The sequence below is a fragment of the Acidovorax sp. BLS4 genome, assembly GCF_032929295.1.
Lineage (GTDB): Bacteria > Pseudomonadota > Gammaproteobacteria > Burkholderiales > Burkholderiaceae_C > Paracidovorax.
The window spans coordinates 4,200,273-4,224,609 of sequence record NZ_CP136797.1; the positions used below are offsets into that span (position 1 = coordinate 4,200,273).

Sequence of the window (24,337 nt, forward strand, 5' to 3'; positions counted from 1 at the left end):
GCGTCGATCAAGGGCGTTGAAGGAATGGAAACATGGCGGGCCGGCTCACCGCAGCGCCGCGCAGGCGTCCTGGATGCGCTGGCAGGCCGTCTGCAGCTGGGCCATCGAGGTAGCGTACGAGATGCGGAAGTACGGCGCCAGCCCGAAATACGTGCCCGGCACCACCGCCACCTCGTACTCGGCCAGCAGGTACTGGCAAAAGTCCACGTCGGTCTTGAGCAGCGCGCCGCCCGGCGTGGTGCGGCCCAGCGTGCCGGCGCAACTGGCATAGGTGTAGAACGCGCCCTCGGGCGTGCGGCAGCGCAGGCCGGGCGCCTGGTTCAGCGCCTGCACCACGAAGTCGCGCCGGGCCTGGAAATCCGCGCAGCGCTCGGCCACGATGGCCTGCGGCCCGGTCAGCGCCTCGATGGCCGCCGCCTGGCTGATGGAGGAGGGGCACGAGGTGCATTGGCTCTGCACCACCGCCATGGCGGCGATCAGCTCGCGCGGGCCGCCGGCGAAGCCGATGCGCCAACCCGTCATGGCATAGGCCTTGGACACGCCGTTCACCGTGAGGCAGCGGTTTTTCAGGCGCGGCTCCAGCGCGGCTGGCGTGGCGAAGGCCGCGCCGTCGTACAGGATGTGCTCGTAGATGTCGTCCGACAGCAGCCACACCTGCGGGTGGCGCAGCAGCACGTCCAGCAGCGGGCGCAACTGCGCGGCGCTGTAGGCGGCCCCGGTGGGGTTGGAGGGCGAGTTGAGCAGCAACCAGCGCGTGCGCGGCGTGATGGCCGCCTCCAGCGCGGCCGGCGTCAGCCGAAAACCGTCCGCCTCGGTGCACGGCACGGTGACCGGCACGCCGCCCGCGATCGTCACCACGTCGGCATACGACGACCAGTAGGGCGCGGGCAGGATCACCTCGTCGCCCGGGTCCAGCGTGGCCATGAACGCGTTGTAGAGCACCTGCTTGGCGCCCGTGCCCACGGTGATCTCGTCCAGGGCGAAGTCCAGGCCGTTGTCCCGCCGGAACTTCTCGCGCACCGCCTCCTTCATCGCCGGGCTGCCGTCCAGCACCGTGTAGCGGGTCTCTCCGCGCGCCAGCGCCCGGCGCGCCGCCTCCAGGATGTGGTCGGGCGTGTCGAAGTCGGGCTCGCCCGCACCCAGCACGATCACCGGCCGGCCCGAGCGCTTGAGCGCGTTGGCATGGTCCGTGATGCGCAGGATGGGCGACACGCCCAGCGCCGCGATGCGCCGCGCGGGCGTGAAGGTGCCGGCCGGGGCCGCGCCGTTGGTCAGAGCCGTGGGCAAGGCGGTGGCGGTCATTTGAGGTAGGCCTCCAGCGGCTTGTCGTTGGGCGCCGCGATCAGTTGCCGCAGCGTGCCGCTCATGGGCAGGTTCAGGCTCAGGTTGCGCGGCGGGATGGGGCTGGTGAACCACTTGGCGTAGATCTTTTCCAGCTCGCCCGTCTGCATCAGCCGCACCAGCACGCCGTCCACCCCGGCCTTGAACGCGGGGTCGTCCTTGCGGAACAGCAGCGCGATCGGCTCCGATCCCATCGGCTCACCCGCGATGCGGTAGGCCGCCGGGTCCTTGGAGGTGGCAATGGCGCCCGCCAGCAGGTTGTCGTCCAGCACGAAGGCATCGGCGCGGCCCGACTCCATCAGCAAAAAGCTCTCCTGGTGGTCCTTGCCCAGCAGCGTCTTGATGGGGGCGCCCAGCGCGCGCTCCTGCTTGCGCAGCATCTGCACGGCGGTGGTGCCGGCCGACGCGGCCACGGTGCGCCCGCCCAGTTGGCTGACCGAGTTCAAATCCGAATCCGCGCGCACCGCCATGCGCACCTCGCTCACGTAGGTGGTCACGGCAAAGGCCACCTGCTGCTGGCGCGCCGTGTTGTTGGTGGTGGGCCCGCAGCCGATGTCGATGGTGCCGTTCTGCACCAGCGCCAGCGTGTTCTGCGCGGTCACCGCCATGTATTCGAGCCGGGCCTGCGGCGCGATCTCCTTCATCACGCGCTCGCACAGCTCCACGTGGTAGCCCACGAACTTCTCGTTCGCGCCCAGGGCGTAGGCCATGGGCGGCGAGGCCTCGCGCACCCCCAGCACCACCTTGCCGGCGGCCTTGATCTTCTCCAGCGTGGGCTGCTGCGCCGATGGGTTGGCGGGCGGTGCGGACGCCTGCGCGGCGGCTGCGCCGCACCAGAAAAAGGCCGCAGCGGCCGTGGCCGCGCCAGCCAGGGCCTTGAGGGGGAATGCCATGGGTGCTTGTCTCCTGTGGGGATGGGCTGGGCCCGTGGGGGCCCAGGCCGGGGGACCGTGGCGGCGGGGGATCCGGCGCGCCGCGGCCGATCGCTCAGTCGGCGATGTCGAAGGTCACGCCCTGCGCCAGGGGCAGGGCGGTGGAATAGTTGATGGTGTTGGTCGCGCGGCGCATGTAGGCCTTCCAGCTGTCCGACCCCGCCTCGCGGCCGCCGCCGGTCTCCTTCTCGCCGCCGAAGGCCCCGCCGATCTCGGCGCCGCTCGGGCCGATGTTCACGTTGGCAATGCCGCAGTCCGACCCCGCGGCCGACATGAACTGCTCGGCCTCGCGCACGTTCAGCGTGAAGATCGACGACGACAGGCCCGCGCCCACCGCGTTGTTCATGGCGATGGCCTCCTCCAGCGTGCCGTAGCGCACCACGTACAGGATGGGCGCGAAGGTTTCATGCAGCGCCGGGCCTTCGTGCTTTGGCAGCTCCACCAGCGCCGGGCGCACATAGTACGCCTCGCTGCCCGCGATGCCCTCCACCCGGTCGCCGCCGTGCACCGTGGCGCCCAGCGCGCGGCTTTGCGCCAGCGCCTTTTGCATGCCCTCGAAGGCCGGCCGGTCGATCAGCGGGCCCACCAGCGTGCCGGGCGTGCGCGGGTCGCCCACCTGCACGCTGGCATACACCTTGGCGAGCTGGGGCACCAGCTGGTCGTAGATGCTCTCGTGCACGAACAGCCGGCGTAGCGTGGTGCAGCGCTGGCCCGCCGTGCCCATGGCCGAGAAGGCGATGCCGCGCAGCGCCAGGCCCAGGTCGGCCGTGGGCGCCACGATGGCCGCGTTGTTGCCGCCCAGCTCCAGGATGCCGCGCGCAAAGCGGGCCGCCAGGCGCGGGCCCACGGCCCGGCCCATGGCGGTGGAGCCCGTGGCCGACAGCACCGGCACGCGCGCGTCATCCACCAGCACCTCGCCCAGGTCGCGCTGGCCGATGATCAGCTCCAGCAGGCCCGCGGGCGCATCGGCGCCGAAGCGGGCGATGGCGCGCTTCGCGATCGCGTGCGTGGCCAGCGCCGTGAGCGGGGTTTTTTCCGACGGCTTCCACACCACCGGATCGCCGCACACCAGCGCCAGCGCGGCATTCCAGGACCACACCGCCACGGGAAAATTGAACGCCGAGATCACACCGCACACGCCCAGCGGGTGCCATGTTTCCATCATGCGGTGGCCGGTGCGCTCGGTGGCGATCGTCAGGCCGTACAACTGGCGCGACAGGCCCACGGCGAAGTCGCAGATGTCGATCATCTCCTGCACCTCGCCCAGCCCCTCGGACGGCACCTTGCCCGCCTCGATGGTCACCAGCAAGCCCAGGTCGGCCTTGGCCGCGCGCAGCTCTTCGCCCAGCAGGCGCACCAGCTCGCCCCGGCGCGGCGCCGGCACATTGCGCCAGGCCTGGAAGGCCGCATGCGCCCGCCCGATGGCCGCGGTGGCCTCGGCCGCGCTGTGCTGCGGCACCGCGCCGATCGCCTCGCCCGTGATGGGCGAGCGCACCGGCAGGCTGCCGCCCGTGTAGGCCGAGCGCGGCACGCCCAGGCGTTGCAGCAATTGATCCACCTCCGCCGAGACGGCAGAGGCGGGCGTGGCGGGTGAGGAAGGGTTGGCGGCGTTGGCAGACATGGCGGTGGTGCTCGCAGTCAAAAAAACAAGAACGGTAAAACGCGACGAGGAAAAGAAGCAAGAAAGCGTGCGCCAATATCCCCCAATCGCGCCTGCCTGCATAGCAAAATAACGGAACGACTTGATGTAAAAATGGAATCAAGTTCCGGGTTGGTAAAAACCCTTGCCCTAGTCGAATCTGCGCTGGCCAGCAATGCCTTTCGCAGAGTCATTCCCTTGGAGCATGACCTTGCTGCGCCGCGCCTTTCTCCCGTCCATGGCCGACCTGCTGGCCTTCGAAGCCGCCGCCCGCCACCACAGCGTGTCGCGCGCGGCCGAAGAACTGCACCTGACCCAGAGCGCCGTCTCGCGCCAGATCCGCCAGCTGGAGGCGCAACTGGGCACCGCCCTGTTCCACCGCGTGCGCCAGCGCGTGGTGCTCACCGACGCCGGCCGCGTCTACGCCGCCGATCTGCAGGGCGTGCTGCAGCAGCTGTCGGCCATCACGCAAAAAGCCATGGCCTTCAGCAGCACCGACGGCCTGCTCAACCTGGCCGTGCTGCCCACCCTGGGCACCCGCTGGCTCATCCCGCGCCTGGGCGGCTTCATGGCGCTGCACCCGGAGGTGACGGTCAATTTTGCGGCGCGTTCCGAGCCGTTCGACTTTGCCGGCACCCCGTTCGATGCCGCCATCCACTTCGGCACGCCCCACTGGGCCGGGGCGGTGTGCGAATACCTCATGCACGAAGAAGTGGTGCCGGTGTGCAGCCCGGGCTACCAAAGCCAGCACGGCATCCACACCCCGCAAGACCTGGCGCGCGTGGTGCTGCTGCAGCAGAGCACGCGGCCCACGCAGTGGTCGGAATGGTTCGAATTGGTGGGCGAGCCAACCAGCCTGGCGCTGCGCGGGCCACGGCACGAGCAGTTCGCCATGATTGCGCAGGCGGCGGTGTCGGGGCTGGGGGCGGCGCTGCTGCCGCGGTTCTTGATCGAGCCGGAGCTGGCGGCGGGGAGCCTGGTGGAGCTGTCGGATACCGTGCTGACCAGCGGCGATGCGTATTACCTGGTGTATCCGGAGGCGCGGGCGGAGGCGCCGTTGGTGAAGGCGTTCAGGGATTGGGTGGTGGGGGAGAGCGGGGGTGGGATGTGAGGATCGAGTGAAAGACTGCGCAGGCTGATGGCAGACAGCCGTTGACGCTCGCAGCCAGGAGGCGGTGGCTGGTGCCGCCACGCCGGTCCTGGTGCCGAGAGCGCTGCGTCCCTGCCGGCCGTCGCGGTGGACCGGCAGGGGGCGCGGCGCTCGAAGGCATGTCTCACCTGCGCTGCGACGGCCTGGAGGATCAGGCGACCGGCAAGGCGCGCCGGGGGGCTTGGCCGCGCGGCAGCGTGGCGGGGCGGGGGCTGGCCGCGAGGCGGCTGGGGACCGTGGCGGGTGACAGGCTGTGGTCCGCCGGGCGTTCGAGCTGAAAGACCGCCACGAGCTCGCTGAGCTGCTCGGATTGCGAGCGCAGGCTGGCCGCTGCGGCCGCGCTCTGCTCTACCAGTGCAGCGTTTTGCTGCGTCACCTGGTCCAGGTGGTTGACGGCCTCGCCCACCTGGCCGATGCCGCTGCTCTGTTCGGCCGAGGCGTTGGCGATCTCGCTGATGAGGGCGCTGACCTGCCGCACCTGCGCCACGATGCCGTCCATCCTCTGGCCGGCATCGTCCGCGAGCTGGCTGCCATTGCTCACCTTGCCCACGCTGTCGGTGATGAGGGTCTTGATCTCCTTGGCCGCCTGTGCGGAGCGCTGCGCCAGCGTGCGCACCTCGCTGGCCACGACGGCGAATCCCCGGCCCTGCTCGCCGGCCCGGGCCGCTTCCACTGCGGCGTTTAGCGCGAGGATGTTGGTCTGGAAGGCGATGGAGTCAATGACGCCGATGATGTCGGAGATCTTGCCGGACGACGCTGCGATCTCCTGCATCGTGCCCACCACGCGGCCGACGATGGCACCGCCCTGTTCGGCGGCCTGGGTTGCGCGTGCCGCCAGCTGGGTGGCCTCGCGGGCCGAGTCCGAATTGGTCTTGACGGTGCTGCTCAGCTCCTCCATCGACGCGGCCGTCTCCTCCAGGCTGCTGGCCTGCTGCTCGGTGCGTTGGCTCAAGTCCGCGTTGCCCATGGCGATTTCGGCGGCGCCGGTGGCGATGTTCTCGCTGCCGTGGCGCACCTGGCCCACCATGTCAACGAGCTGGTTGTTCATGTGCTGCAGGGCCTGCAGCAACTCCGCCGGTTCGTCCTTGCCGTGGATCTCGAACGTCGAGGTAAGGTCGCCCCGGGCCACCGCGGTGGCCACAGCCACGCCGGTCGCCAGTGGCTGGGTGATGGAGCGCGTCACGACGACGGCAAGCGTCAGTCCGCTCAGCAGGGAGACCGCGATCACGGTCACGAACACGACCAGCGCGCGTTGGTAGCCAGCACTTGCAGAAGCGGTGGCGCTGGTGCCTCCATCTTCGTTGAGCTTGATTAACTGGCCGAGCACTTCGGTCATGTCGGCGAAGGCCTTGGCGGAGGCTCCCGTGGCGAGTGTGCGGGTTTCGGCCGCTGATCCTTCCCCTGCGTCTGAGAGGGCAAACAGTCGCTTCTCCACGGCGATGTAGTCTTCCTGGCGGCGGCGGTAGGTGTCGTAGAGCTGTTTTTCCTCGGATGAGGAGATCATCTGCTCGTAAGCGGAGAGGGCGGCGGGGAGCTTGGTCTCCAGTGCCCGTTTGAATTGTTCGAGCTGCAGCTGCCTGCCTTCCGGGCTGGATTCGAGGATGCGGCGCAGGCTGGCGCGGCGGCCATCATTCACGATGGCCCGGATGTCTCCTACCGCCCGCACGCTGGGCAGCCAGTTCGTGCCCAGTTCATTGGCATGGTGGTTGATGTTCTTTAGCTGCGCGAGGCCAAACACGCCCAGCACGAGCAGCAGCAAAAGCACGGTGCCAAAGCCCATCGCCAGACGGGCGCCGATCTTGAATTGGCGAAGTATTTGCATGGAGGCCCTCTTTGTGTGTAGATGTTTTTATCATATTTATCAAATATTGAATCGATGCTCGCGTTTACCCTGATGATTTGGTAGTTTTCTGTCTGTGGAACGTCTGTCATTTGATTAATATGATGATTTTGATTTTCATTTCGTTCATTCGCCAAGCCAAGGCGGCATGAATGCAGAGCCAGGCAACTCCGTCGTGAAAACGTTGCAGCAGGTCTCCAGCAGAACCCGCACAGATACCCGGGCGTCGGATGGGCTGAGGTCCATGCCCCGCTGACAAGGCAACCTCAAACAGGTCAGGGGGCTCCAGGCCATGCAGGCAAAGGGAGGCGACCCCGATGTCATCGGACCCTCGGGCGCTGAGGCCACCTGCGTTTTTCTGCGACTGCGCCGCAGCAAGCCCCCAAGGTCCAGGGAGCCTTTGCCACGGCGCAGCGGCATGGAATGCCCAAAAGCAAAACAAGCCGGAGAACCACGTGGTGGACGCGGCAGCCCCCATGACACAGTGGCTGCAAGAGGTCCTCAAGCACCACCGCATTCCCTATTCCGTGGAAGCGGGAGTCATTCGGGTGTGGGGCTATACCCGGCCTGGGCCGCAGCCAGATTGGCGTGAGAGGGGCGGCGGTCCATCACCGGAGTCGAGCGCTGTCTGACGGGCGGACGGGAAAGCCCCTGGCCGCGCCGTTGCACACATTGGCGGCGAAGATCGCTCGCCCAGCTCAGTGGTCCCGCATCATCAAATCCACCGACTTGCCCAGCTGCGCGAACATGAAATTCGGTGCGATGCGCGATGCGATCTTCAAGACGTTGCTCAACCCCGGCCGAATTTCCAGCGTGTCTTTTCGCAGCCCGGCCAAGGCATGTTTCACCAGGGTTTCGACCGGCATCGGGGTGACGCCGCCCACATCTTCCTTCGTGAAATCGCCAGAGAACAGCGAGGTATCCGTGCCCGGTGGCGCCAGCTCGAAGACCTGCACGCGGGTGCGTTTGAGCTGCAGTCGCAGCGACCGTGTATAGGCATGCAGGCCCGCCTTGGTCGCGCAGTAGATGGGCGCGATGGCCATGGGCACGAAAGCCAATCCCGAAGACACGTTGACGATCGCCGCGCGTGGCTGCTTTTTCAGGTGGGGCAGGAACATCTGGTTGACCCAGAGGGTGCCTTTCAGATTCGTTTCGACTTCCTGGGTCAGGCCTTGCAGATCGTCCGTGGGGCTCTGGAGATTGATCTTTCGCATGATGCCGGCGCAGTGGATGACGACGTTCAGTGCCGGAAACTCCTGGGGCAGCGGCTGGTGCATCGCGCGGATGGACGCGGGGTCGGCCACGTCGCAAACCCGGGTGTGGATGCCGGGGAGCGAGCGGCTCACGGCCGCCAGCTTGGCGGGGTTGCGGCCGGTGACGATCACGGTGTTGCCGAGGTGCAGAAGCTGCTTCGCCAGTTCCAGCCCGATGCCGGACGAACCGCCGGTGATCAGGACGGTGTTGTTGCTGATGTCCATGGTGTGGCCTTGTTGCCTGACGGTTGAAGGTGGAGATTGACGGTCGTTGGATTCCGCACGCAGCCTTCCAGGCGCCGCTGGGGAAATCGATGGGGTTGAAAGAGGCCAGGCCGTGAGGGCCCGGCCTGCGATCCGTCAGTGCATGGTGATGACGAGCCGTCCGGTCACGTGGCCTTGGGCGCTGAGTTCATGCGCGTCGGCGATGCGGTCCAGCGGAAAGGTCTGTTCGACGGGCAATTGGAATGCGCCGGCGTTGAACAGCGATGCCGCACCCGCCAGCGCCTTGCTGGCCAGGGCCGCGTCCATGGGTTCGAACGAGGTTTTGGCGCCGTGCTGCGGGGCCGACAGGTCGGAGATCGACAGCACTTTCGATGCGTCGCCGGTGATCGCCACCAGTTCCGGAATGACGCCGGAGCCGGCAATGTCGAGTGCGGCTTGAACGCCTTGCGGCGCCAGGGCGGCCACGCGATCGGCCAGCCCGGGCCCGTAGGTCGTCGGGGTGGCGCCCAGCGAGCGCAGGTAGTCGTGCTTGGCGGCGCTGGCGGTGCCGATCGTGCGGATGCCGGCGGCTTTGGCCAGCTGGATCACGGCCGATCCCACGCCCCCGGCGGCGCCGCTGACCAGGAGCGTCTCGCCCGGCTTCACACCCACTTCGGCAATGATGCGCGTGGCCGTTTCGACCGCGACCGGGTAGCCTGCGGCTTCTTCGAAAGACAGCCCCTGGGGCTTCGCGGCCCATTCCTGCAGGACGGCGTATTCGGCCATCGTGTCGATGCCCTTGCCGAAGACCGCATCGCCCACGGCCACGCCGGACACGCCTTCGCCCACGGCATCGACGATGCCTGCCGCGTCGAACCCGCTGCCGGCGGGCATGGCGATGGGCATCATCGCGTGCATGTAGCCGGCCCGCAGTTTCCAGTCGATCGGATTGACGCCTGCGGCTTTGACCGCGATGCGCACCTGGCCGGGGCCGGGCGCGGGCTTCGCGATGTCTTCGATGGCCAGAACCTCTGGACCACCGTATTGGTGAAACCGTACTGCTTTCATGGGGGCATTCCTTGCTGATGGGGTGGAGGGAGCGGGCAGTGAAGCGGGCCGGTTGGCGGCCACTGCTTGCCCACGCCGTGATTGTTCAGTGGCTCATGAATGGTGCATAGTCCGAGAAATCTGGACATGGCGTCTCATCAATGGAACAAAGCATGGACATCACGGCACTGGCCGATTTCAACCGGGTGGCGACCCACGGCGGGTTTGGCAGCGCCAGCCGCGCCAGCGGCGTGCCGAAGGCCACACTGTCCCGCCGGGTGCGGGCGCTGGAGGACGCCCTGGGCGTGCGCCTCGTCGAGCGCGGCACCCGCAAATTGCAGTTGACGCCGGAGGGCGCCCTCTTGCATTCGCGCACGGCCGATCCTTTCGGCGAGATCACGCAGGTGGTCGATGAGCTGAAGTCCGGCATCGGCCGGCCGCGCGGCGTGCTGCGCGTCAGCACACCGCTGCTGTTCGCGCACGTGGCGATGGGACAACTGGGCGCGGCGTTTCTGCGCGCGCACCCCGAGGTGCGGCTGGAGGTCACGGCGGAAGACCGCCTCGTCGATCTGGTGGGCGACGGTTACGACATCGTCGTGCGCTTCAATCCGCGGCCGGACGACACGCTGGTCGGCCGCTGCTTTTTGCGCGACCAGTTGCTGCTGGTCGCGCCGCCGGACTGGCCCCTGCCGCCAGCGAATGCCGCAGCACCCGGCGGCGGCATCGAACTCCCGGCGGTCATGCGCACGGGCCGCACCGTGGCGGGGGCCTGGACGGTGGTCGACCCGGCCGGCAGCGTGCGCACCTACCTGCCCAAGCCCCTGTTGCGCTACTCGACCCCGCTGCTCATCCGGAACGCGGTGCTCGCGGGCGCAGGCCCGGCCCTGGTGCCCCGGACCGCCGTGGCGCCGGACCTGGCCGCCGGGCGCATCGTCGAATGGGGCGTGGTGCAGGGGGCGGAACCCGAAGGCTGGGTGCTGCACGCATCACGCCGGCTCGTGAGCCCCAAGGTCACCGCCTTCGTGGATTTCCTCTGCGATCATTTCGCCTGAGGTGGGCATGCGCGAAAGCGCGCAAGGCCATCGGGCGCGGAAGCTAAAAATCGTTGGCGCTGCGGCTGGATGGCCGCGCCGTCGGCCCGGAGGGCGCGACGGCAGAGGCTGCGGCCTGCAACGCCTCCAGCGCATCCTGCCGCCACCACTCGGCGGCGGCGTAAAAGCCCTCCCACACGCAGCCGTTGCAGCCGCGGCCGCAGCAGGTGGTGGGTTCGGCCGGGGGCGGGCGCAGCGCGACGGCCCGCGCTGCAGCGCGCTCGATCAAGGTGGCGAACATCGCTCGCGCCCCGGGCAGGTCGGCCGAGGGGGCGGGCACCGCAGCGATCGGGAACGGGGCGGCCGGCCCGCGGGCGGCGGCTTCCTGCGTCAAGTCGCTGCTCCCCTCAGTAGCGCCGGCGGCCCCCATAGCGGCGCATGGCGTAGCGCACGAGGAACGCGCCGCCCAGCACCAGGGCGAACCAGCCCACCAGGGAGGCTTGCCGCATCATGTCCGCCACGCTGGACGACCGCGCCACGTAGGGTGCCAGCAGCACGATGAGGCCGATGAGCGCGCAGGTCACGCCCTTGAACAGCAACTCCTTGTCGTGCTTCTGATCGGGGCGGTGAACGGGGGGTGGGGGAAGGGGCATGTAGGCCAGTGCGGAAGGTGAAGACAGGGCCGATTATCCTTGTCGCCCTCGAACCCCCTCAAAAAAGCGAAAGACTCTCCATGGCCATCCAGTGGTTTCCCGGTCACATGCACCTCACGCGCAAGGCGATCGGCGAGCGCATCAAGGACATCGACGTGGTGATCGAACTGCTGGATGCGCGCCTGCCCGGCTCCAGCAGCAACCCGTTGCTGGCCGAGCTGACCGGGCACAAGCCGGCGGTCAAGGTGCTCAACAAGCAGGACGTGGCCGACCCCGCGCGCACGCCGCTGTGGCTCGACTGGTACAACGCCCGGTCGGAGACGCGCGCCATCGCGCTCGATGCCTCCGAGCCCGCGCCGGCCCGGCGCCTCGTCGATGCCTGCCACCAGCTGGCGCCGCAGCGCGGCGGTATGGCCAAGCCGATGCGGGTGCTGATCTGCGGCATTCCCAACGTGGGCAAGTCCACGCTCATCAACACGCTCAGCCAGAAAAGCCAGGCCAAGACGGGCGACGAGGCCGGCATCACCAAGCTGGAGCAGCGCATCACGCTGGCCGACGACTTCTATCTGTGGGACACGCCCGGCATGCTGTGGCCGCGCATCACCGTGCCCGAAAGCGGCTTCAAGCTGGCCGCCAGCGGCGCCATCGGCCGCAATGCATACGACGAGGAGGAGGTGGCGCTGGAACTGATCGGCTACCTCAAGCAGCACTACGTCCCGCTGATGGAGGCGCGCTACAAGCTGGGCCTGCCGGCGGGCGCCGTGGGCAACCTGCAGGACGAAGAGATCCTGGAGGCCGTGGCCCGCAAGCGCGGCGCCATCATGGCGGGCGGGCGCGTCAACCTGCAGAAGGCGGCCGAGCTGGTGATGACGGACTTCCGCACCGCCATCCTGGGCCGCATCACGCTGGAGACGCCCGAGGAGTTCGAGGTCTGGCAGGCCGAGGGCGCCCGGCAGGAAGCCTTGCGCGCCGCCAAGAAGGAAGCCCGGGGCCGCAAGCGCGGCAGCCGGGGCGGCGACGATGGCAATGGCCAGGGCGATTCGCAGGCGCCGGAGAGCGATGGCAACGGCGATGGCGACAGCGATGGGGGCGGGGACGGCGGCGGGGATTGACGCCCAGGCCTGCCGGTTTGAGTCAAAACCGGCCCATGCCCTAGTATCAATTGCCTGATTTGCTATTAAATATATAGCAAATCACGGGGCGTTACCGCTTTGCGCCGTACCCCCGTGCGCCGCATGCAGGCGCTGCTCCAGCACCGTGAACCAGCGCAGCAGGCGCGCCGCATGGTCCACGGCGTGGCGCGGCAGCGGGTGGCGCGGATCGGACTGCCGCTGGGCGCAGGTGATGCGCACCACCGGCGGCGCGCCGGGGGCGGCGGCCTCGATCTCCAGCTGGTAGGCGGCGTGTGCGTCGTCGGGCGCGTCGCCCGGCGCCTCGGTGCCGTTGCGCCAGCTCAGCTTGAGGGCCAGGCCCCAGGGCTCGCCCTGGTGCATGCAGGGCTGGCGCACGCCGACCCACACGTCGCCCTCCCACCAGCCGTTGCGCTCGCTGCCCCACCAGTCGTTGTATTGCTCGGTGAACACGGGCAACTGCGCCAGTGCCTCGATGCGCGCGGGGGACAACGCCGCCTCCAGCCGCCGCCACACGGGGTGGCCGGCGCGTGACTGGGCCGCGGCCCGGCGGGCATGGTCGAGCACGCCGTGCCATGCGTGCAGGCAGGCCTGCAGCGCGGCGGGGTCCCCATCCTCGGCCAGCGGTTCCCAGGGGCCGGGCACGCCTGCGGCATAGCGCCGGTGCATGACGGCCAGGCCGTCGCTGCGGGGCGGTGGCGGCGGCGCGCGCAGGCGGGCGGTCAGCCGCTGCCACCAGCCCTGGCGTGCGGTGCGGTCGTCGATGGACAGGTGAAAGTCCCAGGTCTTCCACACGGTCATGAACAGGCCGTCGCCGTAGGTGTCGCCCTCGTCGTCCACGTGCTGGCGGCACAGCAGGAAGTCGGTCTGGCCGAACCAGCCGGTGGCTTTCTTGTGGGCGGCATCGAGCAGGCGGGAGCGCAGCAACTGGCGCAGGTGGTTGGCGTGCATGGCGCCGCCCGGGCACAGCGCGGTGTCGCTCGCCAGGTCGGCGGCGATGGCGTCGGGGCTGCGCAGCACGGGCCGGCCGGCGTACAGCGCGGCCCGCACGGCGGCGCGGTCGGGCAGGGCGCCCAGGCGGCCGTCCTCGCCCACGGCCAGGCCGTGCAGGCAGGCCGGATCGAACACGGCGGCCAGCGGCTCCGCAGAGAATGCCGCCAGGTCCTGGCCGCCGAACGGGGCGCCGAAGGGGTAGGCCACCCGGTCCTCGCCGCCCGTGCGCAGGCCATAGCCGCCGGTGAACAGCGCCACCTGTGCGCCGAGCGAGCCGCCGACGTCCAGGCCGGGTCCGGCTGCCCCCGCCTCGGCCGGATCAGCACCGCCGCCCCACAGCAGCCCGTCCACCTGCAGGTCGCCGGTGATGACCACCGGCATGTTTTCCAACACCGCATGCCCCCAGTGCGCATCACCGCACACCACCAGGGCCGGGGCGGCCATGCCCGGTGCGGGGGCGGTGACGGCGCCCGCCACGTGCAGGTCGCCGTGCACCAGCAGCAGTGCGGGCGCGGGCGCGCCGGCAGGCAGGGCGAAGGCATCCGCCCACGTGCCGGGCGGCCAGGGCGTTGTCCCATCCCAGGCCAGTTCGGGCAGCGACAGAGGGCCCTCCACGCAGCACACCCGGCTGGTGTCCGCGAGCGGCGGGGCCGTGCCGTGCGCCCTGGCCAATGCCTCGCGCCAGCCACCGGGCCAGCGCGCATGCGCTTGCGTGAGCGGGAGCCACGTGATGGAGGGCGGGGTCATGGACAGGGGGGTGGGTTGCGCGGACCGCTCCCCAGGGCGGGGCCGGTGCCGGCGATCGTACAAGAGCCCCATTCCGGTGTCCGGCATGGCGTGACGGGGACCGCGCCGGGCCCTGCAAAGGCCGCGCGGTGCGGCTACGATGGCCGGCTTCCCCTCCACCTTCACCCCGGACGGGCCGCCGCAGCCAATGGCGCCCTCCGCCGCACCGCGATGACCCTCACCCCGCCCCTGTTCGAAGTCCTGCCCCGCGATCTGTCCGCCTACCGCGAGGGCAACACCGGCATCCCCTACGTGCACCGTTTCGCCTCGGGCCAGCCCGGGCCGCACGTGCTCATCAATGCGCTCACGCATGGCAACGAGATCTGCGGCATGGTGGCCGCCACGCACCTGCTGGACAGCGGCGTGCGCCCGTTGAAGGGCACGCTCACCATCAGTTTCGCCAACGTGCAGGCCTACGAATCGTTCGACGAGAGCCGACCGTTCGACAGCCGCCAGATCGACCACAACCTCAACCGCGTGTGGTCGGCCGCCGAGCTGGACGGCAGCCTGGACAGCATCGAGATGCGCCGCGCGCGCGAGCTGCGCCCCGTGGTGGCCGCGGCCGACCACGTGCTGGACATCCACTCCACCAGCCAGGACGTGGAGCCGTTCTGGGTGTACCCCGCCTATTCGCGCAATACCGAAGTGGCCTGCGCCATCGGCCGGCCGGGCGTGCACCTGCTCATGCCCAGCGGGCTGGGGTCGGGCACGCCGCTGATCCAGCACGGCCGCCTGGGGGAGGCGGGCGGCGCGGGCACGGGGCTGGTGGTGGAGTGCGGGCAGCACTTTTTGCGCTCGGCGGGCGAGGTGGCCACCACGGCGGCACTGGATTTTCTGGGGTACTTCGGGCTGATCGAACGCGAGCGGCCTGCGCCCGGTCCGCAGCGCCGCTACGAGCTGCTCCAAACCTGCATGGTGACGACGCCGGAGTTCCGCTTCACGCGGCCACTGGTGGGGTTCGAGGTGTTTGCCGAGGGCGAGCTGATCGCCACCGACGGCGCGCAGGAGATCCGCGCGCTGTGCGACGGCTGCACGGTGATGATGCCCACGCGCGCGCCCATCGTGGGCCGCGAGGCGGTGTACCTCACCCGCCCCGTGCCCTGAGTCTGAGGTTGAGAATGGCGTGCAGCGGCGGCGGGGGCGGCCGCCGCTGCAGCGGTTGGGTCATGAAATGGCGGGGGAGGTCAGGCGCTGGCCGGGGCCACGTGGTCTTCCTGCTCCGCCTGGCCGCCCTTGGGCAGGATCTTGCCGTCCTGCACGTAGAGCTCGTACTGGTCGCGCGGCATGGCGGCCAGGCCGGCGGCGTCGTTGTCCGCCGTCCAGCTCAGTGTCACGCTGTCGGGGGCGTGGGCGAGTTCGACCGGGCCCTCGGGAATGGCGATCGGCATGCCGTCGCCTTCGCGGTACGTGACTTCTCCGCGGATGGTGGCGTGTTGCTTCATGGGATGGTCCTCCTCGGGGTTGCGGGGGCTGCACGGAACCCGCGCAGCTGAAACCCATTACATGGCAGGCGCCAGGGCCGGCGTGTCGGACCCGTTCCCGAATTGCTGCGGTGCAAGAATCGCCGCCCGAAGGCGTCAGGCCGGCGGCGCGGCCGGAGCCGGCGCACCCCGCGCCAGCCGGGCGTCGTGCACCATCGCCAGGGCGTTGAGCCCCGCCACCCCCACGCCGGCCAGGCACGCAGCGCTCCACCCGCCGCGCTGCCAGGCGGCGGAGCCGAGCGCCGAGCCCAGCGCCGCCCCGGTGAAGTAGGTAGTCATGTAGACCGCGTTCAGGCGCGAACGGGCCTCGGGGGCCAACTGGTAGATCACGTTCTGGTTGCTGATGTGCACGCCCTGCAGCGCCAGGTCGATCGCCAGCATGCCCACCAGGAACCACGCGATGGACGTGCCCCCCAGCCACAGCGCCGCCCAGCTGGCCAGCACCAGCAGCACCGACACGCGGGTGGTGAGCTGCTCGCGCCCCTGGTCCGCCAGTCGGCCGGCCACGTTGGCCATCAGCGCCCCGGCCACGCCCGCCAGCCCGACCAGCCCGATCTGCGCATCGCCCAGGCGGTGGGCGGGGCCGGCCAGCATCAGGGCCATGGTGGAGAACAGCACGCTCACCGAGGCGAACGACAGCCCGCCCAGCAGCGCCCGGCTGCGCAGCCGCGGGTGCCGCCGCGCGAGCGTGCCCAGCGAGCGCAGCACCTGCCCGTAGCTCGGCGGGTGGGGGTTGCGCAGCGTGGGCAGGGCGAACCACAGCGCCGCGGCCACCACCAGCAGGGCCACGCCGCCCACGCGGTAGACCAGGTTCCAGCCGCCCAGGCCCGACAGCAGGCCGGCCACGCTGCGCGCGGCCAGGATACCGGTGAGCAGCCCGCTCATCACCAGGCCCACGGCCTGCCCGCTGCGCCCGGGCGCGGCCAGCGCGGCCGCCATGGGCACCAGCACCTGGGCGGCCACCGAGAACAGCCCCGTCATGAGCGTGCCCAGCGCCAGCAGCGCGAAGCGGTCGGCAAACCCGCTCAGGAACAGCCCCGCCGCCGCCAGCACCATGAGCGTGGCGATCAGCCGCCGCCGTTCCAGCTTGTCGCCCAGCGGCACCAGCAGCAGCAAGCCGACCGCGTAAGCCACCTGCGCGAAGGTGACGGTCAGCGCGGCCGTGCCCTCGGACACCTGCAGGTGCACGGCGATGGAGTGCAGCAGCGGCTGGTTGAAATAGTTGGCGCCCGCGCACAGGCCGCAGGCCACCGCCATCAGCAGCAGCACGGGGGTGGACAGGCCCGCAGACGTGTCGGGGCGGGAGGAGGATGGGGCGGCGGGCAGGGTACGGGATGGCATGCGGTGCGGGATTCTCGGAGGCGGGCGCGAAGGTGATGGGATGGAGTGGATGGAAGCGGCGGCCGGTCAGCCGGCAGGCACGTAGGCGAGGGCGTCGATCTCGAACAGCATGCCGTCGAGCGCCAGGCGCGGCACGGGAATCAGCGTGCAGGCGGGCGCCGGGGCGCCGGCCCACATCGCCATCAGGGCCTGGCCGAACGTCTGCAGCCGCTGCTCGCTGTGGTCCACGATGAGCACCGTGAGCTTGGCCACGTCCCGGGGCTGCGCGCCGGCCGCGGCGAGCGCGGTGCCGAGGTTGGCCAGGGCCTGGGCGACCTGCTGCGCGAAACCGTCGGCCAGCCGGCCCTGCACATCTTCACCGCCCTGTCCGGCCACGTGCACCGTGCGCGCCGCGCCTTGCGCCACGGCCAGGTGCGAATAGCCATTGGGGCGCGGGTCGTACAGGCCGTCCGGGTTGAGGAAGGACAGGGCGAGCGGGGCGGCGCGCTGGCCGCCGGGTGGCGGAACGTACGCGGCCGCGGCCGGGCCGTGGGGCTGCAGCGCGGGGGCGGATGTGTTGGCGGCGGACGGAGCGGATGGGGCAGGCGCGGAGGCGAGGGACATGGACCGGTGGGGATGAAGTGGAAAGTGGGCAGTATCAAACCTCAACTAAACTTGAGGTCAACCCTGGGCGACTTTTCGACTTTTGCCGTCGCCGCTTCGCTCCCGACGCTTGCCATGCCACCAGCCCACTCTGCCCGTCCGCCCCGTGCCACGCTCCCACCGGCATCCCCCGCCGCGCCCGGTCCCACCCCCGAACTGACGGTCGGCGAAGTCGCCGCGCGCAGCGGGCTGGCGGTGTCGGCGCTGCATTTCTACGAATCCAAGGGGCTCATCGCCAGCGTGCGCAGCACGGGCAACCAGCGGCGCTATCCGCGATCGGTGCTGCGGCGCGTGGCGGTCATCAAGGTGGCCCAGCGCATGGGCGTGCCGCTGTCGGGCATTGCCGAAGCCTTGCAGGCGCTGCCGCAGGGGCGCACGCCGACGGCGGCGGACTGGCGGCGCATGTCCGCGGCGTGGAAGAGCGATCTGGAAGACCGCATCCGCATGCTGACGCAGCTGCGGGACCAGCTCGACGGCTGCATCGGCTGCGGGTGCCTGTCGCTCAAGGACTGCCCGCTGCGCAACGCGCAGGACCTGCTGGCCCAGGCCGGCCCGGGGCCGCATTTCGAGGCCGCCGCCGCCCCTGCGGCTGCCGTTGCGGCGGCCGCCGCACCCGGGGCACCCGCCATGCCGCAGTGGATCTGGCCCGCGCCCAAGAAGAAAAAACAGCGGCCTGCGCTGTGAAACCAGGGCAGGCCGCTGTGGTTGGGCCGGGCGGCAGGGCCCGGCTCCGGTGGGGCCGTGGCCCGTTGCCGTTACTTGTTCTTCAGTTTGCCGCGCGGCATCACTGCGGTGATGGGGGCCATGGGGCGGTCGGAACCGCTTCCTTCCTTGGGGGGCGAAGTGTCCTTCTTGGGTTTCTTCGCCATCTTGTTGCTGCGCTGTTCGCCTTTGGCCATGGAGTGCTCCGTTGCGGGTCGCCGGATGGGACCGTGGCGCGATGGTACACGCCGAAGGCCGCTACTTGGTGTCCGGGTGGCTGTCGCGTTCCGTCAGGCGCTGCAGCAGCGGCACGGCGCTGAAGATCGCCAGCGCCAGCAGCGTGCTGAGCACCGCCGTGGCCTCCAGACCCAGGCCGGCCGCCACGCCGATGGCGGCGGTGAGCCAGATGCCGGCAGCCGTCGTCAGGCCCTTGACCTGGCTCTCGCCGTCGCCCTTGAGGATGGTGCCCGCGCCCAGGAAGCCCACGCCAGCCACGATGCCCTGCAGCACGCGGCTGTTGTCCCCCGCGCTGATGCCGGCCTGCTGCGCCACCAGCACGAACATCGCCGCGCCCATCGACACCAGCATGTGGGTTCGCACGCCGGCCGCCTTGCCCTTGTTCTCACGCTCCCAGCCCAGCAGGCCGCCCAGCAGGCCCGCGATGCCCAGGCGCACCACGATGCGCGTGGCCTGGCCCAGGTCGGTGAGGTCGGAGAATTCGGCGGCCACGGTGGTGGCGATCTGGTCCCACCAGCCCATCATCGACGGGCCCCGTGCAGGAGGAGGGAAAGGGGGCAGGTCTGGGTCATCCGGAAATACCTCATGAGAAAAATGAAAGGACGGGGTGCGGGGGAGCGCGTCACCGCCGACCAATGTCGGCGCCGAACCGCACCCCTTCCAGCGGCCATGGGCGACACATCAGGTAGGACGCGGCCGGTGGCACCGGGCGATCATCCGGCAGATCGCCAGGGCAGGGCGAACACGCGCTGCTGCCAGTCGATCGCATCGCCGGCGGTGTCCGGACCCGTGGCGGCGGCCGAGGGGGCTGCCGCCCAAGGGTCGGGCAACCCACTGTCCAGGGCCAGCCATTCGCCTGTGGCCGGGTGCGCCAGGCCCAGGTGCCAGGCGTGCAGCCACAGCCGCTGGCGGCCCAGGCGCTCGGCCCACCAGCGGTTGAGCGGGCCCTTGCCATGCGTGGCATCGCCCAGGATGGGGTGCGCCAGGTGCTTGAGGTGGCGGCGGATCTGGTGGCGCCGCCCGGTGGTGGGCAGGGCCTCCACCAGCGACGCGCGCGTGCCGGGAAAGCGCGGGTCGGCGGCCTCGGGCAGTTCCAGCCGGGCCAGGCAGCGCAGCGTGGTGTGGGCGTCCTGCACGGGGGCGTCGGGCGGGGCGTCGTCGGGGCGCAGGGCGTGGTCCACCTCGGCCGCATCGGGCATCCAGCCGCGCACCAGGGCGAGATAGCGCTTGCGCACCGCGTGGTGCTCGAAGGCCTGCGACAGCGCGCGCGCCGCGGCCGGGTGCAGCGCCATCACCAGCACGCCGCAGGTGCCCTTGTCCAGCCGGTGCACCGGGTACACGTGCTGCCCGATCTGGTCGCGCAGCGTTTGCATGACGAAGCGGGTTTCGCCCGCGTCCAGCCCCGTGCGGTGCACCAGCCAGCCGGCGGGCTTGTACACGGCGACGAGGTGCTCGTCGCGCCAGAGAATGTGCAGGGGGGGCATGCAGTGCGGAAAAGGGGAATGGGGCCGGGGCGGGGTCGGCGGGCAGGATAACCGCACCCTCCGCTTGTCGGGCCGGCCCTCAATGCGGTGGCACCGGGGCGGGCGCCCCCGCGCCCCAGGCGGCCACGATGCGCCCCAGGATCCGGATGCCCTGCTCGATCTGCTCCACCGTGAGGCTCGCATACCCCAGCACCCACCCGCCTGGCCGCGCCGGCCCGCCGCGCTGCGCGTCGGCGAACAGCGGCGACACGGGGTAGATGCCCACGCCCTGCGTGCGCGCGGCCTCGGCCAGGGCGGGCTCGTCCTGCGGCCGGACGAACGGCAGCCACAGCACGCCGTGCAGTCCCGCGGCCGTGCCCGCCAGCTCCGCGGTGGGCGGCAGGTGGCGGGCGATGGCATCGGCCAGCGCGGCGCGGCGGCGTTCGTGCTCGCGCCGGGTGCGCCGCACGTGGCGCTCGTACGCGCCGGTTTCGATCAGCGCGGCCAGCGTGCGCTGCTCCAGCACCGGCGCATGCCGGTCGGCCATGCGCTTGGCCTGGCGGAACACCGCCGCCAGGGCCGTGGGCAGCACGAGGTAGCTCAGGCGCAGTTGGGGCGACAGCGCCTTGGAGAAGGTACCCATGTAGATCACGCGGCCATCGGGGTCGATGGACTGCAGCGCGTCGATGGGGCGCTGGCCGTAGCGGAATTCGCCGTCGTAGTCGTCCTCGACGATCCACGCGCGGTGGCGCTGCGCCCATTGCAGCAGCGCCATGCGCCGGCCGATGGGCAGCACGCCGCCCAGGGGAAACTGGTGCGAGGGGGTCACATAGGCCAGGCGCACGCGGCCGTCCTCGGGCAGCTGCGCGGTGTCCAGGCCGTGCGCATCCACGGGCACGGCCCACAGGCCCGCGCCCGTGGCCTCGAAGCACCGGCGCGCCATGAGGTAGCCGGGCTCTTCGAAGGCGAAGGCGTCGCCCGCGTCCAGCAGCAGGCGCGCGCACAGGTCGATGCCTTGCTGGGAGCCGTGCACCACCAGGATCTGCTCGGTATCGCAGGCCAGCCCGCGCGCGCGCCGCAGATAGCCCTGGATGGCGCGGCGCAGGGCGGCATCGCCTTCGGGCGGGATGTAGCGCAGGCTGTGCTGGTGGCGCAGCAGTTCGGCCTGGTAGGCGCGGCGCCAGGCCAGCGCCGGGAAGTCGCGCGAGGCCACCGCGCCATACAGGAAATCGATGCGCGCGGGCTCCGCAGCGGGCAGCGCGGGCAGGTCCATGCCGGCCAGGCGCTGCCCGAAGGCAGACAACGCCGGGGCGGGCGGGCCCCCGCCGCCCGGGTCGGCCCGGGGCCGGGCGATGGCGGCGGGCGCCAGGGCGACGCGGGCCGCCCGCCCCGGGGCGGTGACCAGAAAGCCCTCCGCCGCCAATTGCTCGTAGGCCGCGGTGACCGTGGTGCGCGACACCGCCAGGTCCGTGGCCAGGGCCCGGGTGGACGGGGCCCGCGCGCCGGCGGCCAGCGTGCCGTCGGCGATCTGCGCGCGCAGCAGGTCGTAGATGCGGCGGCCGATGCCGGGCGGGGCAGGGGGGTGGAACTGGTCCATTGAAATGGTGAAAAACTGGCTCTTCGGATTGTGCCGGTTCTGCATGACAGTCTCGGGCACCGCATTCCGACCGAGCCCCTCCCATGTACATCCCACCGCATTTCGCCGAAAACCGGCCCGAAGCCCTGCAGCGCCTCCTGCGCGAGCACCCTCTGGGCACGCTGGTCACCCACGGCGAAGGGGGCCTGGACGCCGACCACCTGCCGTTCGAGTTCGACCCGGAGGTGGGCCCGTTCGGCCGGCTGTCGGCCCATGTGGCCCGCGCCAATCCGCTGTGGCAGCGCTGCCCCACGGGCACGCCGGTCATGGTGGTGTTCCACGGCCCGCAGTCCTATATCTCGCCCAACTGGTATCCGAGCAAGCACGAGTCGCACCGCCTGGTGCCGACCTGGAACTACGAGGTGGTGCACGCGCACGGGGTGCTGACCGTGCACGACGACGAGCGCTTCGTGCGCCGCATCGTGGCGCGGCTGACGCGCCAGCACGAGGCCGCCGAGCCCCGGCCCTGGAAGATGGGCGATTCGTCGCCCGAATTCATCAACGGCCTGCTGCAGCACATCGTGGGCATCGAGATCGCGCTCACCGCGCTGGTGGGCAAGTCCAAGCTGAGCCAGAACCGCGAGGCGCGCGACATCGCCGGCGCCGCCGACGCGCTGCAGTCGCGCGGCCAGGGGGACCTGGCCGGGAGGATGCGCCCGCCGTCCGCCCCCTGACGGGTGGGTGGCCGCGAGCGCCCCCGGCCGCTTGACCTGGGCGCTCATGGCACCATGTGGTCCATACCACCCCGGGCATTTCGCCCCGGGGGTGCCCGCATGGCCCCTGCCCAGGAATCGGATTGCAATGAAGACCATCGACGAGATGCTGAACCTTGACCTGCTGACCCACGAGCAGCATTTCCAGATCAGTGCATGGATCGCGCGCTCCAGCTCACCGGAGGACATCCTGCAGATGCCCGCGCCGTTGTGGCAGGCGGTGGAGCGCGCCAGCCAGACCATGGGCGTCAACGAAGACCTGCTGCGCCCTCCGGCGCTGGATGCCGGAAACGCCGCGCTTCCCTGACGTGCCGCGGGCCCTGCGCTGCCGGCCGCGCCTCAGCGCAGCACGCGGCACTGGCCGAATTCGCAGCGGATCGCCAGGGCGTCGCCGTTGCTGCAGGGCACGGTGTAGGTCTCGAAACCCGGTCCCTTGGCGGCCAGCCAGGCCATGGGCGTGGCGGTGCAGGACTGGTCGCGCGCAAGGCGCTCGGCATTGAACGTGTCGGTGCCGATGGCGCGCGCGGGCAGGGGCGTGTAGTCGGCGTGTGCCGAGCGGGCGGGCTGGTTGGGCTCCGGCACGGCGGCCACGGCCGGGTAGGTGCTGCCGGCGTATCCGCGCCCGGCCATGCAGTTGGCGACGATGCCCTGGCGCCGCTCCAGCGCCTGCACGCCCTGCGTGGCGCCGAGCGCCCCGCCGATCAGCGCCGAATCCTGCACCGCGTTGCGGCTGCCGCCCAGCGCCCAGACCACGGTGGCGGCCAGCACGGCGCCGGCGACCAGGCCGTCCACGGTCTCGCTGGCCACCCCGATCTGGCTGGCGTAGCGCTGGCAGTCGGCCAGATCGGCCGCCTGGCGCGCGGGATCGGTGGGATGACCCGCGCTGCCGGGCGCGCCGAGCGAGAGGCTGTCCGCGCCGCGCGTGGCGCAGCCGGCCAGGAACAGGGCCAGGACGCAGAGGGACAGCTTGCGCATCGAAAACTCCTTGCGGATTCGGTCGTACACCCGGCAGCAGGCCTGCAAGGCACCGGGCGCCGGCCCAGGGGCATTGGACAGCCAAACCGCTCCCGCTGCCAAGCCCCGGCTCCGGGTGCTCCGCACCATTGCCCAGGCCCAGTGCCCGACAATGCGCCCCATGACGATCCCCACGAAGAAAACCCTCCTGCCCCTGCAACTGCTGGTGCACCCGGACAAGAACGATCCCAACCCCCTGGTCCTGTACCACGGCCGCTGCGCCGACGGCTTCGGTGCCGCGCTGGCCGCCTGGCGCTACTACGGCGGCCAGGCCGAGTGCGTGGGCCTGTCGCACGGGCAGGTGCAGTCGGTGGACGACCTGCCCGCGCTCGAGGGCCGGGCGGTGTACATCCTCGACTTCTCTTTCGCGCCGGACATCCTGGGCGCCATCGACGAACGCGCCGCCAAGCTGGTCATGCTGGACCACCACAAGAGCGCTGCCGAAAAGCTCACCGGCTTTGCCTGCCGCTGCGGCGTGGTGCACTTCGACATGGACAAGTCGGGCGCGCGGCTGGCGTGGGAGTTCTTCTACCCCGACACCCCGCTGCCCGACCTGGTGCGCTACGTGGAAGACCGCGACATCTGGGCCTGGGCCTACCCCGAGAGCGCCGGCTACCTGGCCGCGCTGGACATGGAGCCCTTCGACTTCGCGCGCTGGGAGGCCATCGCCGCGTTCACGCCCGAGCAGTCCGCCGCCTTCGTCGCCCGCGGCAACGCCATGGACGAGAAGTTTCGCCATCTGGCCGCTGACGTGGCGGGCGGCGCGCAGCCGATCACGTTCAACGGCAAACAGGGCCTCATGGTCAATGCCCCGGGCGCCTTCCACAGCCTGATCGGCGAGATGCTGTCCAAGCAGTGCGGCACGTTCGCCCTGATGTGGATCGTCAGCAAGGAGGGCAAGGTGAAAGTGGGCCTGCGCTCGCAGCGCAACTTCGACTGCTCGGTGCTGGCCGAGAGCATGGGCGGCGGCGGCCATGCGCAGGCCTGCGGGTTCCGAATGGGGGCGGAGCGCCTGCCCGAGCTGCTGAGCGGCGTGTTCGATGCAGCGGCGTCCCCCGCTCCGGCGGCCGGGGCCGGAACGGCCGCCTGAGCCGGCCCCCAGGTGCGCC

26 protein-coding genes are annotated in these 24,337 nt (G+C 70.6%); 9 read left to right on the plus strand and 17 right to left on the minus strand.

The window, feature by feature from the left end; all coding sequences use genetic code 11:
* Nucleotides 1-45 precede the first annotated feature (45 nt).
* From R1Z03_RS19310 to R1Z03_RS19320, 3 genes are all read right to left on the minus strand, one after another.
* Nucleotides 46-1,302, minus strand: coding sequence for a pyridoxal phosphate-dependent aminotransferase (locus R1Z03_RS19310; RefSeq protein WP_317354076.1), 1,257 nt, complete (start codon nucleotides 1,300-1,302; stop codon nucleotides 46-48).
* Nucleotides 1,299-2,234: an amino acid ABC transporter substrate-binding protein gene (locus tag R1Z03_RS19315; protein WP_284399537.1), complete on the minus strand. Its 936-nt coding sequence runs from the start codon at nucleotides 2,232-2,234 to the stop codon at nucleotides 1,299-1,301. Before R1Z03_RS19315 ends, R1Z03_RS19310 begins: the two co-directional genes overlap by 4 nt.
* 94 nt (nucleotides 2,235-2,328) lie before the next feature.
* Nucleotides 2,329-3,894 carry an aldehyde dehydrogenase family protein gene (locus R1Z03_RS19320; protein WP_317354080.1) on the minus strand — a complete coding sequence of 522 codons (1,566 nt, stop codon included), beginning with the start codon at nucleotides 3,892-3,894 and terminating at the stop codon, nucleotides 2,329-2,331.
* 223 nt (nucleotides 3,895-4,117) lie between these two features.
* Here R1Z03_RS19320 and R1Z03_RS19325 point away from each other — a divergent pair, with 223 nt between their 5' ends.
* Nucleotides 4,118-5,023 (plus strand): LysR family transcriptional regulator, encoded by a 906-nt coding sequence (locus tag R1Z03_RS19325; protein ID WP_317354082.1) that lies wholly within the window; start codon nucleotides 4,118-4,120, stop codon nucleotides 5,021-5,023.
* A gap of 190 nt (nucleotides 5,024-5,213) precedes the next feature.
* Here R1Z03_RS19325 and R1Z03_RS19330 read toward each other — a convergent pair whose 3' ends face one another.
* Nucleotides 5,214-6,884, minus strand: coding sequence for a methyl-accepting chemotaxis protein (locus tag R1Z03_RS19330; protein WP_317354085.1), 1,671 nt, complete (start codon nucleotides 6,882-6,884; stop codon nucleotides 5,214-5,216).
* A gap of 335 nt (nucleotides 6,885-7,219) precedes the next feature.
* Between R1Z03_RS19330 and R1Z03_RS24970 the strand changes: the two genes are divergently transcribed.
* Complete coding sequence (locus R1Z03_RS24970) at nucleotides 7,220-7,534, plus strand: DUF6678 family protein (protein ID WP_372588171.1); 315 nt, start codon at nucleotides 7,220-7,222, stop codon at nucleotides 7,532-7,534.
* A gap of 66 nt (nucleotides 7,535-7,600) precedes the next feature.
* Here R1Z03_RS24970 and R1Z03_RS19335 read toward each other — a convergent pair whose 3' ends face one another.
* Nucleotides 7,601-8,380 (minus strand): SDR family NAD(P)-dependent oxidoreductase, encoded by a 780-nt coding sequence (locus R1Z03_RS19335; protein ID WP_317354086.1) that lies wholly within the window; start codon nucleotides 8,378-8,380, stop codon nucleotides 7,601-7,603.
* A gap of 135 nt (nucleotides 8,381-8,515) precedes the next feature.
* Complete coding sequence (locus R1Z03_RS19340; protein ID WP_317354089.1) at nucleotides 8,516-9,427, minus strand: NADP-dependent oxidoreductase; 912 nt, start codon at nucleotides 9,425-9,427, stop codon at nucleotides 8,516-8,518.
* Nucleotides 9,428-9,579: 152 nt separating this feature from the next.
* Here R1Z03_RS19340 and R1Z03_RS19345 point away from each other — a divergent pair, with 152 nt between their 5' ends.
* On the plus strand, nucleotides 9,580-10,458 hold the full coding sequence (locus R1Z03_RS19345; RefSeq protein ID WP_272564035.1) for a LysR family transcriptional regulator: 879 nt from the start codon (nucleotides 9,580-9,582) through the stop codon (nucleotides 10,456-10,458).
* A gap of 43 nt (nucleotides 10,459-10,501) precedes the next feature.
* Here the strand turns inward: R1Z03_RS19345 and R1Z03_RS19350 are convergent, their stop codons facing one another.
* Both R1Z03_RS19350 and R1Z03_RS19355 read right to left on the minus strand, forming a co-directional pair.
* Complete coding sequence (locus R1Z03_RS19350; RefSeq protein WP_317354094.1) at nucleotides 10,502-10,831, minus strand: oxidoreductase-like domain-containing protein; 330 nt, start codon at nucleotides 10,829-10,831, stop codon at nucleotides 10,502-10,504.
* Nucleotides 10,832-10,844: 13 nt separating this feature from the next.
* Complete coding sequence (locus tag R1Z03_RS19355; RefSeq protein ID WP_272564034.1) at nucleotides 10,845-11,090, minus strand: hypothetical protein; 246 nt, start codon at nucleotides 11,088-11,090, stop codon at nucleotides 10,845-10,847.
* Between the two features lie 80 nt (nucleotides 11,091-11,170).
* Between R1Z03_RS19355 and ylqF the strand changes: the two genes are divergently transcribed.
* Nucleotides 11,171-12,202 carry a ribosome biogenesis GTPase YlqF gene (ylqF, locus tag R1Z03_RS19360; protein WP_317354097.1) on the plus strand — a complete coding sequence of 344 codons (1,032 nt, stop codon included), beginning with the start codon at nucleotides 11,171-11,173 and terminating at the stop codon, nucleotides 12,200-12,202.
* A gap of 81 nt (nucleotides 12,203-12,283) precedes the next feature.
* On the opposite strand, the gene R1Z03_RS19365 is transcribed toward ylqF, so the two are convergent.
* On the minus strand, nucleotides 12,284-13,960 hold the full coding sequence (locus R1Z03_RS19365; protein ID WP_317354099.1) for a hypothetical protein: 1,677 nt from the start codon (nucleotides 13,958-13,960) through the stop codon (nucleotides 12,284-12,286).
* Nucleotides 13,961-14,170: 210 nt separating this feature from the next.
* On the opposite strand from R1Z03_RS19365, the gene R1Z03_RS19370 reads away from it, so the two are divergent.
* A complete protein-coding gene (locus R1Z03_RS19370) occupies nucleotides 14,171-15,103 on the plus strand; it encodes a succinylglutamate desuccinylase/aspartoacylase family protein (protein ID WP_317354102.1) in 933 nt (310 codons plus the stop codon).
* Between the two features lie 80 nt (nucleotides 15,104-15,183).
* Here R1Z03_RS19370 and R1Z03_RS19375 read toward each other — a convergent pair whose 3' ends face one another.
* The 3 genes from R1Z03_RS19375 to R1Z03_RS19385 all read right to left on the minus strand — a co-directional run bounded on the left by R1Z03_RS19375 (nucleotide 15,184) and on the right by R1Z03_RS19385 (nucleotide 17,424).
* Nucleotides 15,184-15,441: a hypothetical protein gene (locus tag R1Z03_RS19375; RefSeq protein ID WP_272564030.1), complete on the minus strand. Its 258-nt coding sequence runs from the start codon at nucleotides 15,439-15,441 to the stop codon at nucleotides 15,184-15,186.
* Nucleotides 15,442-15,576: 135 nt separating this feature from the next.
* Nucleotides 15,577-16,821: an MFS transporter gene (locus R1Z03_RS19380; RefSeq protein ID WP_317354107.1), complete on the minus strand. Its 1,245-nt coding sequence runs from the start codon at nucleotides 16,819-16,821 to the stop codon at nucleotides 15,577-15,579.
* Between the two features lie 66 nt (nucleotides 16,822-16,887).
* Nucleotides 16,888-17,424, minus strand: coding sequence for a RidA family protein (locus R1Z03_RS19385; RefSeq protein ID WP_317354110.1), 537 nt, complete (start codon nucleotides 17,422-17,424; stop codon nucleotides 16,888-16,890).
* A 114-nt stretch (nucleotides 17,425-17,538) separates the two neighbouring features.
* Between R1Z03_RS19385 and soxR the strand changes: the two genes are divergently transcribed.
* Entirely contained in the window at nucleotides 17,539-18,147 is a 609-nt protein-coding gene (gene soxR, locus R1Z03_RS19390; protein WP_317354113.1) for a redox-sensitive transcriptional activator SoxR, read from the plus strand.
* Between the two features lie 71 nt (nucleotides 18,148-18,218).
* Here the strand turns inward: soxR and R1Z03_RS19395 are convergent, their stop codons facing one another.
* The 4 genes from R1Z03_RS19395 to R1Z03_RS19410 form a co-directional block, all read right to left on the minus strand.
* Nucleotides 18,219-18,362 carry a hypothetical protein gene (locus R1Z03_RS19395; RefSeq protein WP_272564027.1) on the minus strand — a complete coding sequence of 48 codons (144 nt, stop codon included), beginning with the start codon at nucleotides 18,360-18,362 and terminating at the stop codon, nucleotides 18,219-18,221.
* A 61-nt stretch (nucleotides 18,363-18,423) separates the two neighbouring features.
* On the minus strand, nucleotides 18,424-18,927 hold the full coding sequence (locus R1Z03_RS19400) for an MgtC/SapB family protein (RefSeq protein ID WP_272569737.1): 504 nt from the start codon (nucleotides 18,925-18,927) through the stop codon (nucleotides 18,424-18,426).
* Nucleotides 18,928-19,115: 188 nt separating this feature from the next.
* Nucleotides 19,116-19,886, minus strand: coding sequence for a pseudouridine synthase (locus tag R1Z03_RS19405; RefSeq protein ID WP_317354119.1), 771 nt, complete (start codon nucleotides 19,884-19,886; stop codon nucleotides 19,116-19,118).
* A gap of 79 nt (nucleotides 19,887-19,965) precedes the next feature.
* Nucleotides 19,966-21,462 carry a PLP-dependent aminotransferase family protein gene (locus R1Z03_RS19410; protein WP_317354122.1) on the minus strand — a complete coding sequence of 499 codons (1,497 nt, stop codon included), beginning with the start codon at nucleotides 21,460-21,462 and terminating at the stop codon, nucleotides 19,966-19,968.
* 83 nt (nucleotides 21,463-21,545) lie between these two features.
* Here R1Z03_RS19410 and R1Z03_RS19415 point away from each other — a divergent pair, with 83 nt between their 5' ends.
* On the plus strand, nucleotides 21,546-22,175 hold the full coding sequence (locus tag R1Z03_RS19415; protein WP_284403473.1) for an FMN-binding negative transcriptional regulator: 630 nt from the start codon (nucleotides 21,546-21,548) through the stop codon (nucleotides 22,173-22,175).
* Between the two features lie 127 nt (nucleotides 22,176-22,302).
* Complete coding sequence (locus tag R1Z03_RS19420) at nucleotides 22,303-22,521, plus strand: hypothetical protein (protein WP_272564024.1); 219 nt, start codon at nucleotides 22,303-22,305, stop codon at nucleotides 22,519-22,521.
* A 32-nt stretch (nucleotides 22,522-22,553) separates the two neighbouring features.
* On the opposite strand, the gene R1Z03_RS19425 is transcribed toward R1Z03_RS19420, so the two are convergent.
* Nucleotides 22,554-23,189 (minus strand): glycine zipper family protein, encoded by a 636-nt coding sequence (locus tag R1Z03_RS19425; RefSeq protein WP_317354129.1) that lies wholly within the window; start codon nucleotides 23,187-23,189, stop codon nucleotides 22,554-22,556.
* 160 nt (nucleotides 23,190-23,349) lie between these two features.
* On the opposite strand from R1Z03_RS19425, the gene R1Z03_RS19430 reads away from it, so the two are divergent.
* Entirely contained in the window at nucleotides 23,350-24,318 is a 969-nt protein-coding gene (locus R1Z03_RS19430) for a DHHA1 domain-containing protein (protein ID WP_317354132.1), read from the plus strand.
* The last annotated feature ends 19 nt before the right edge of the window (nucleotides 24,319-24,337 follow it).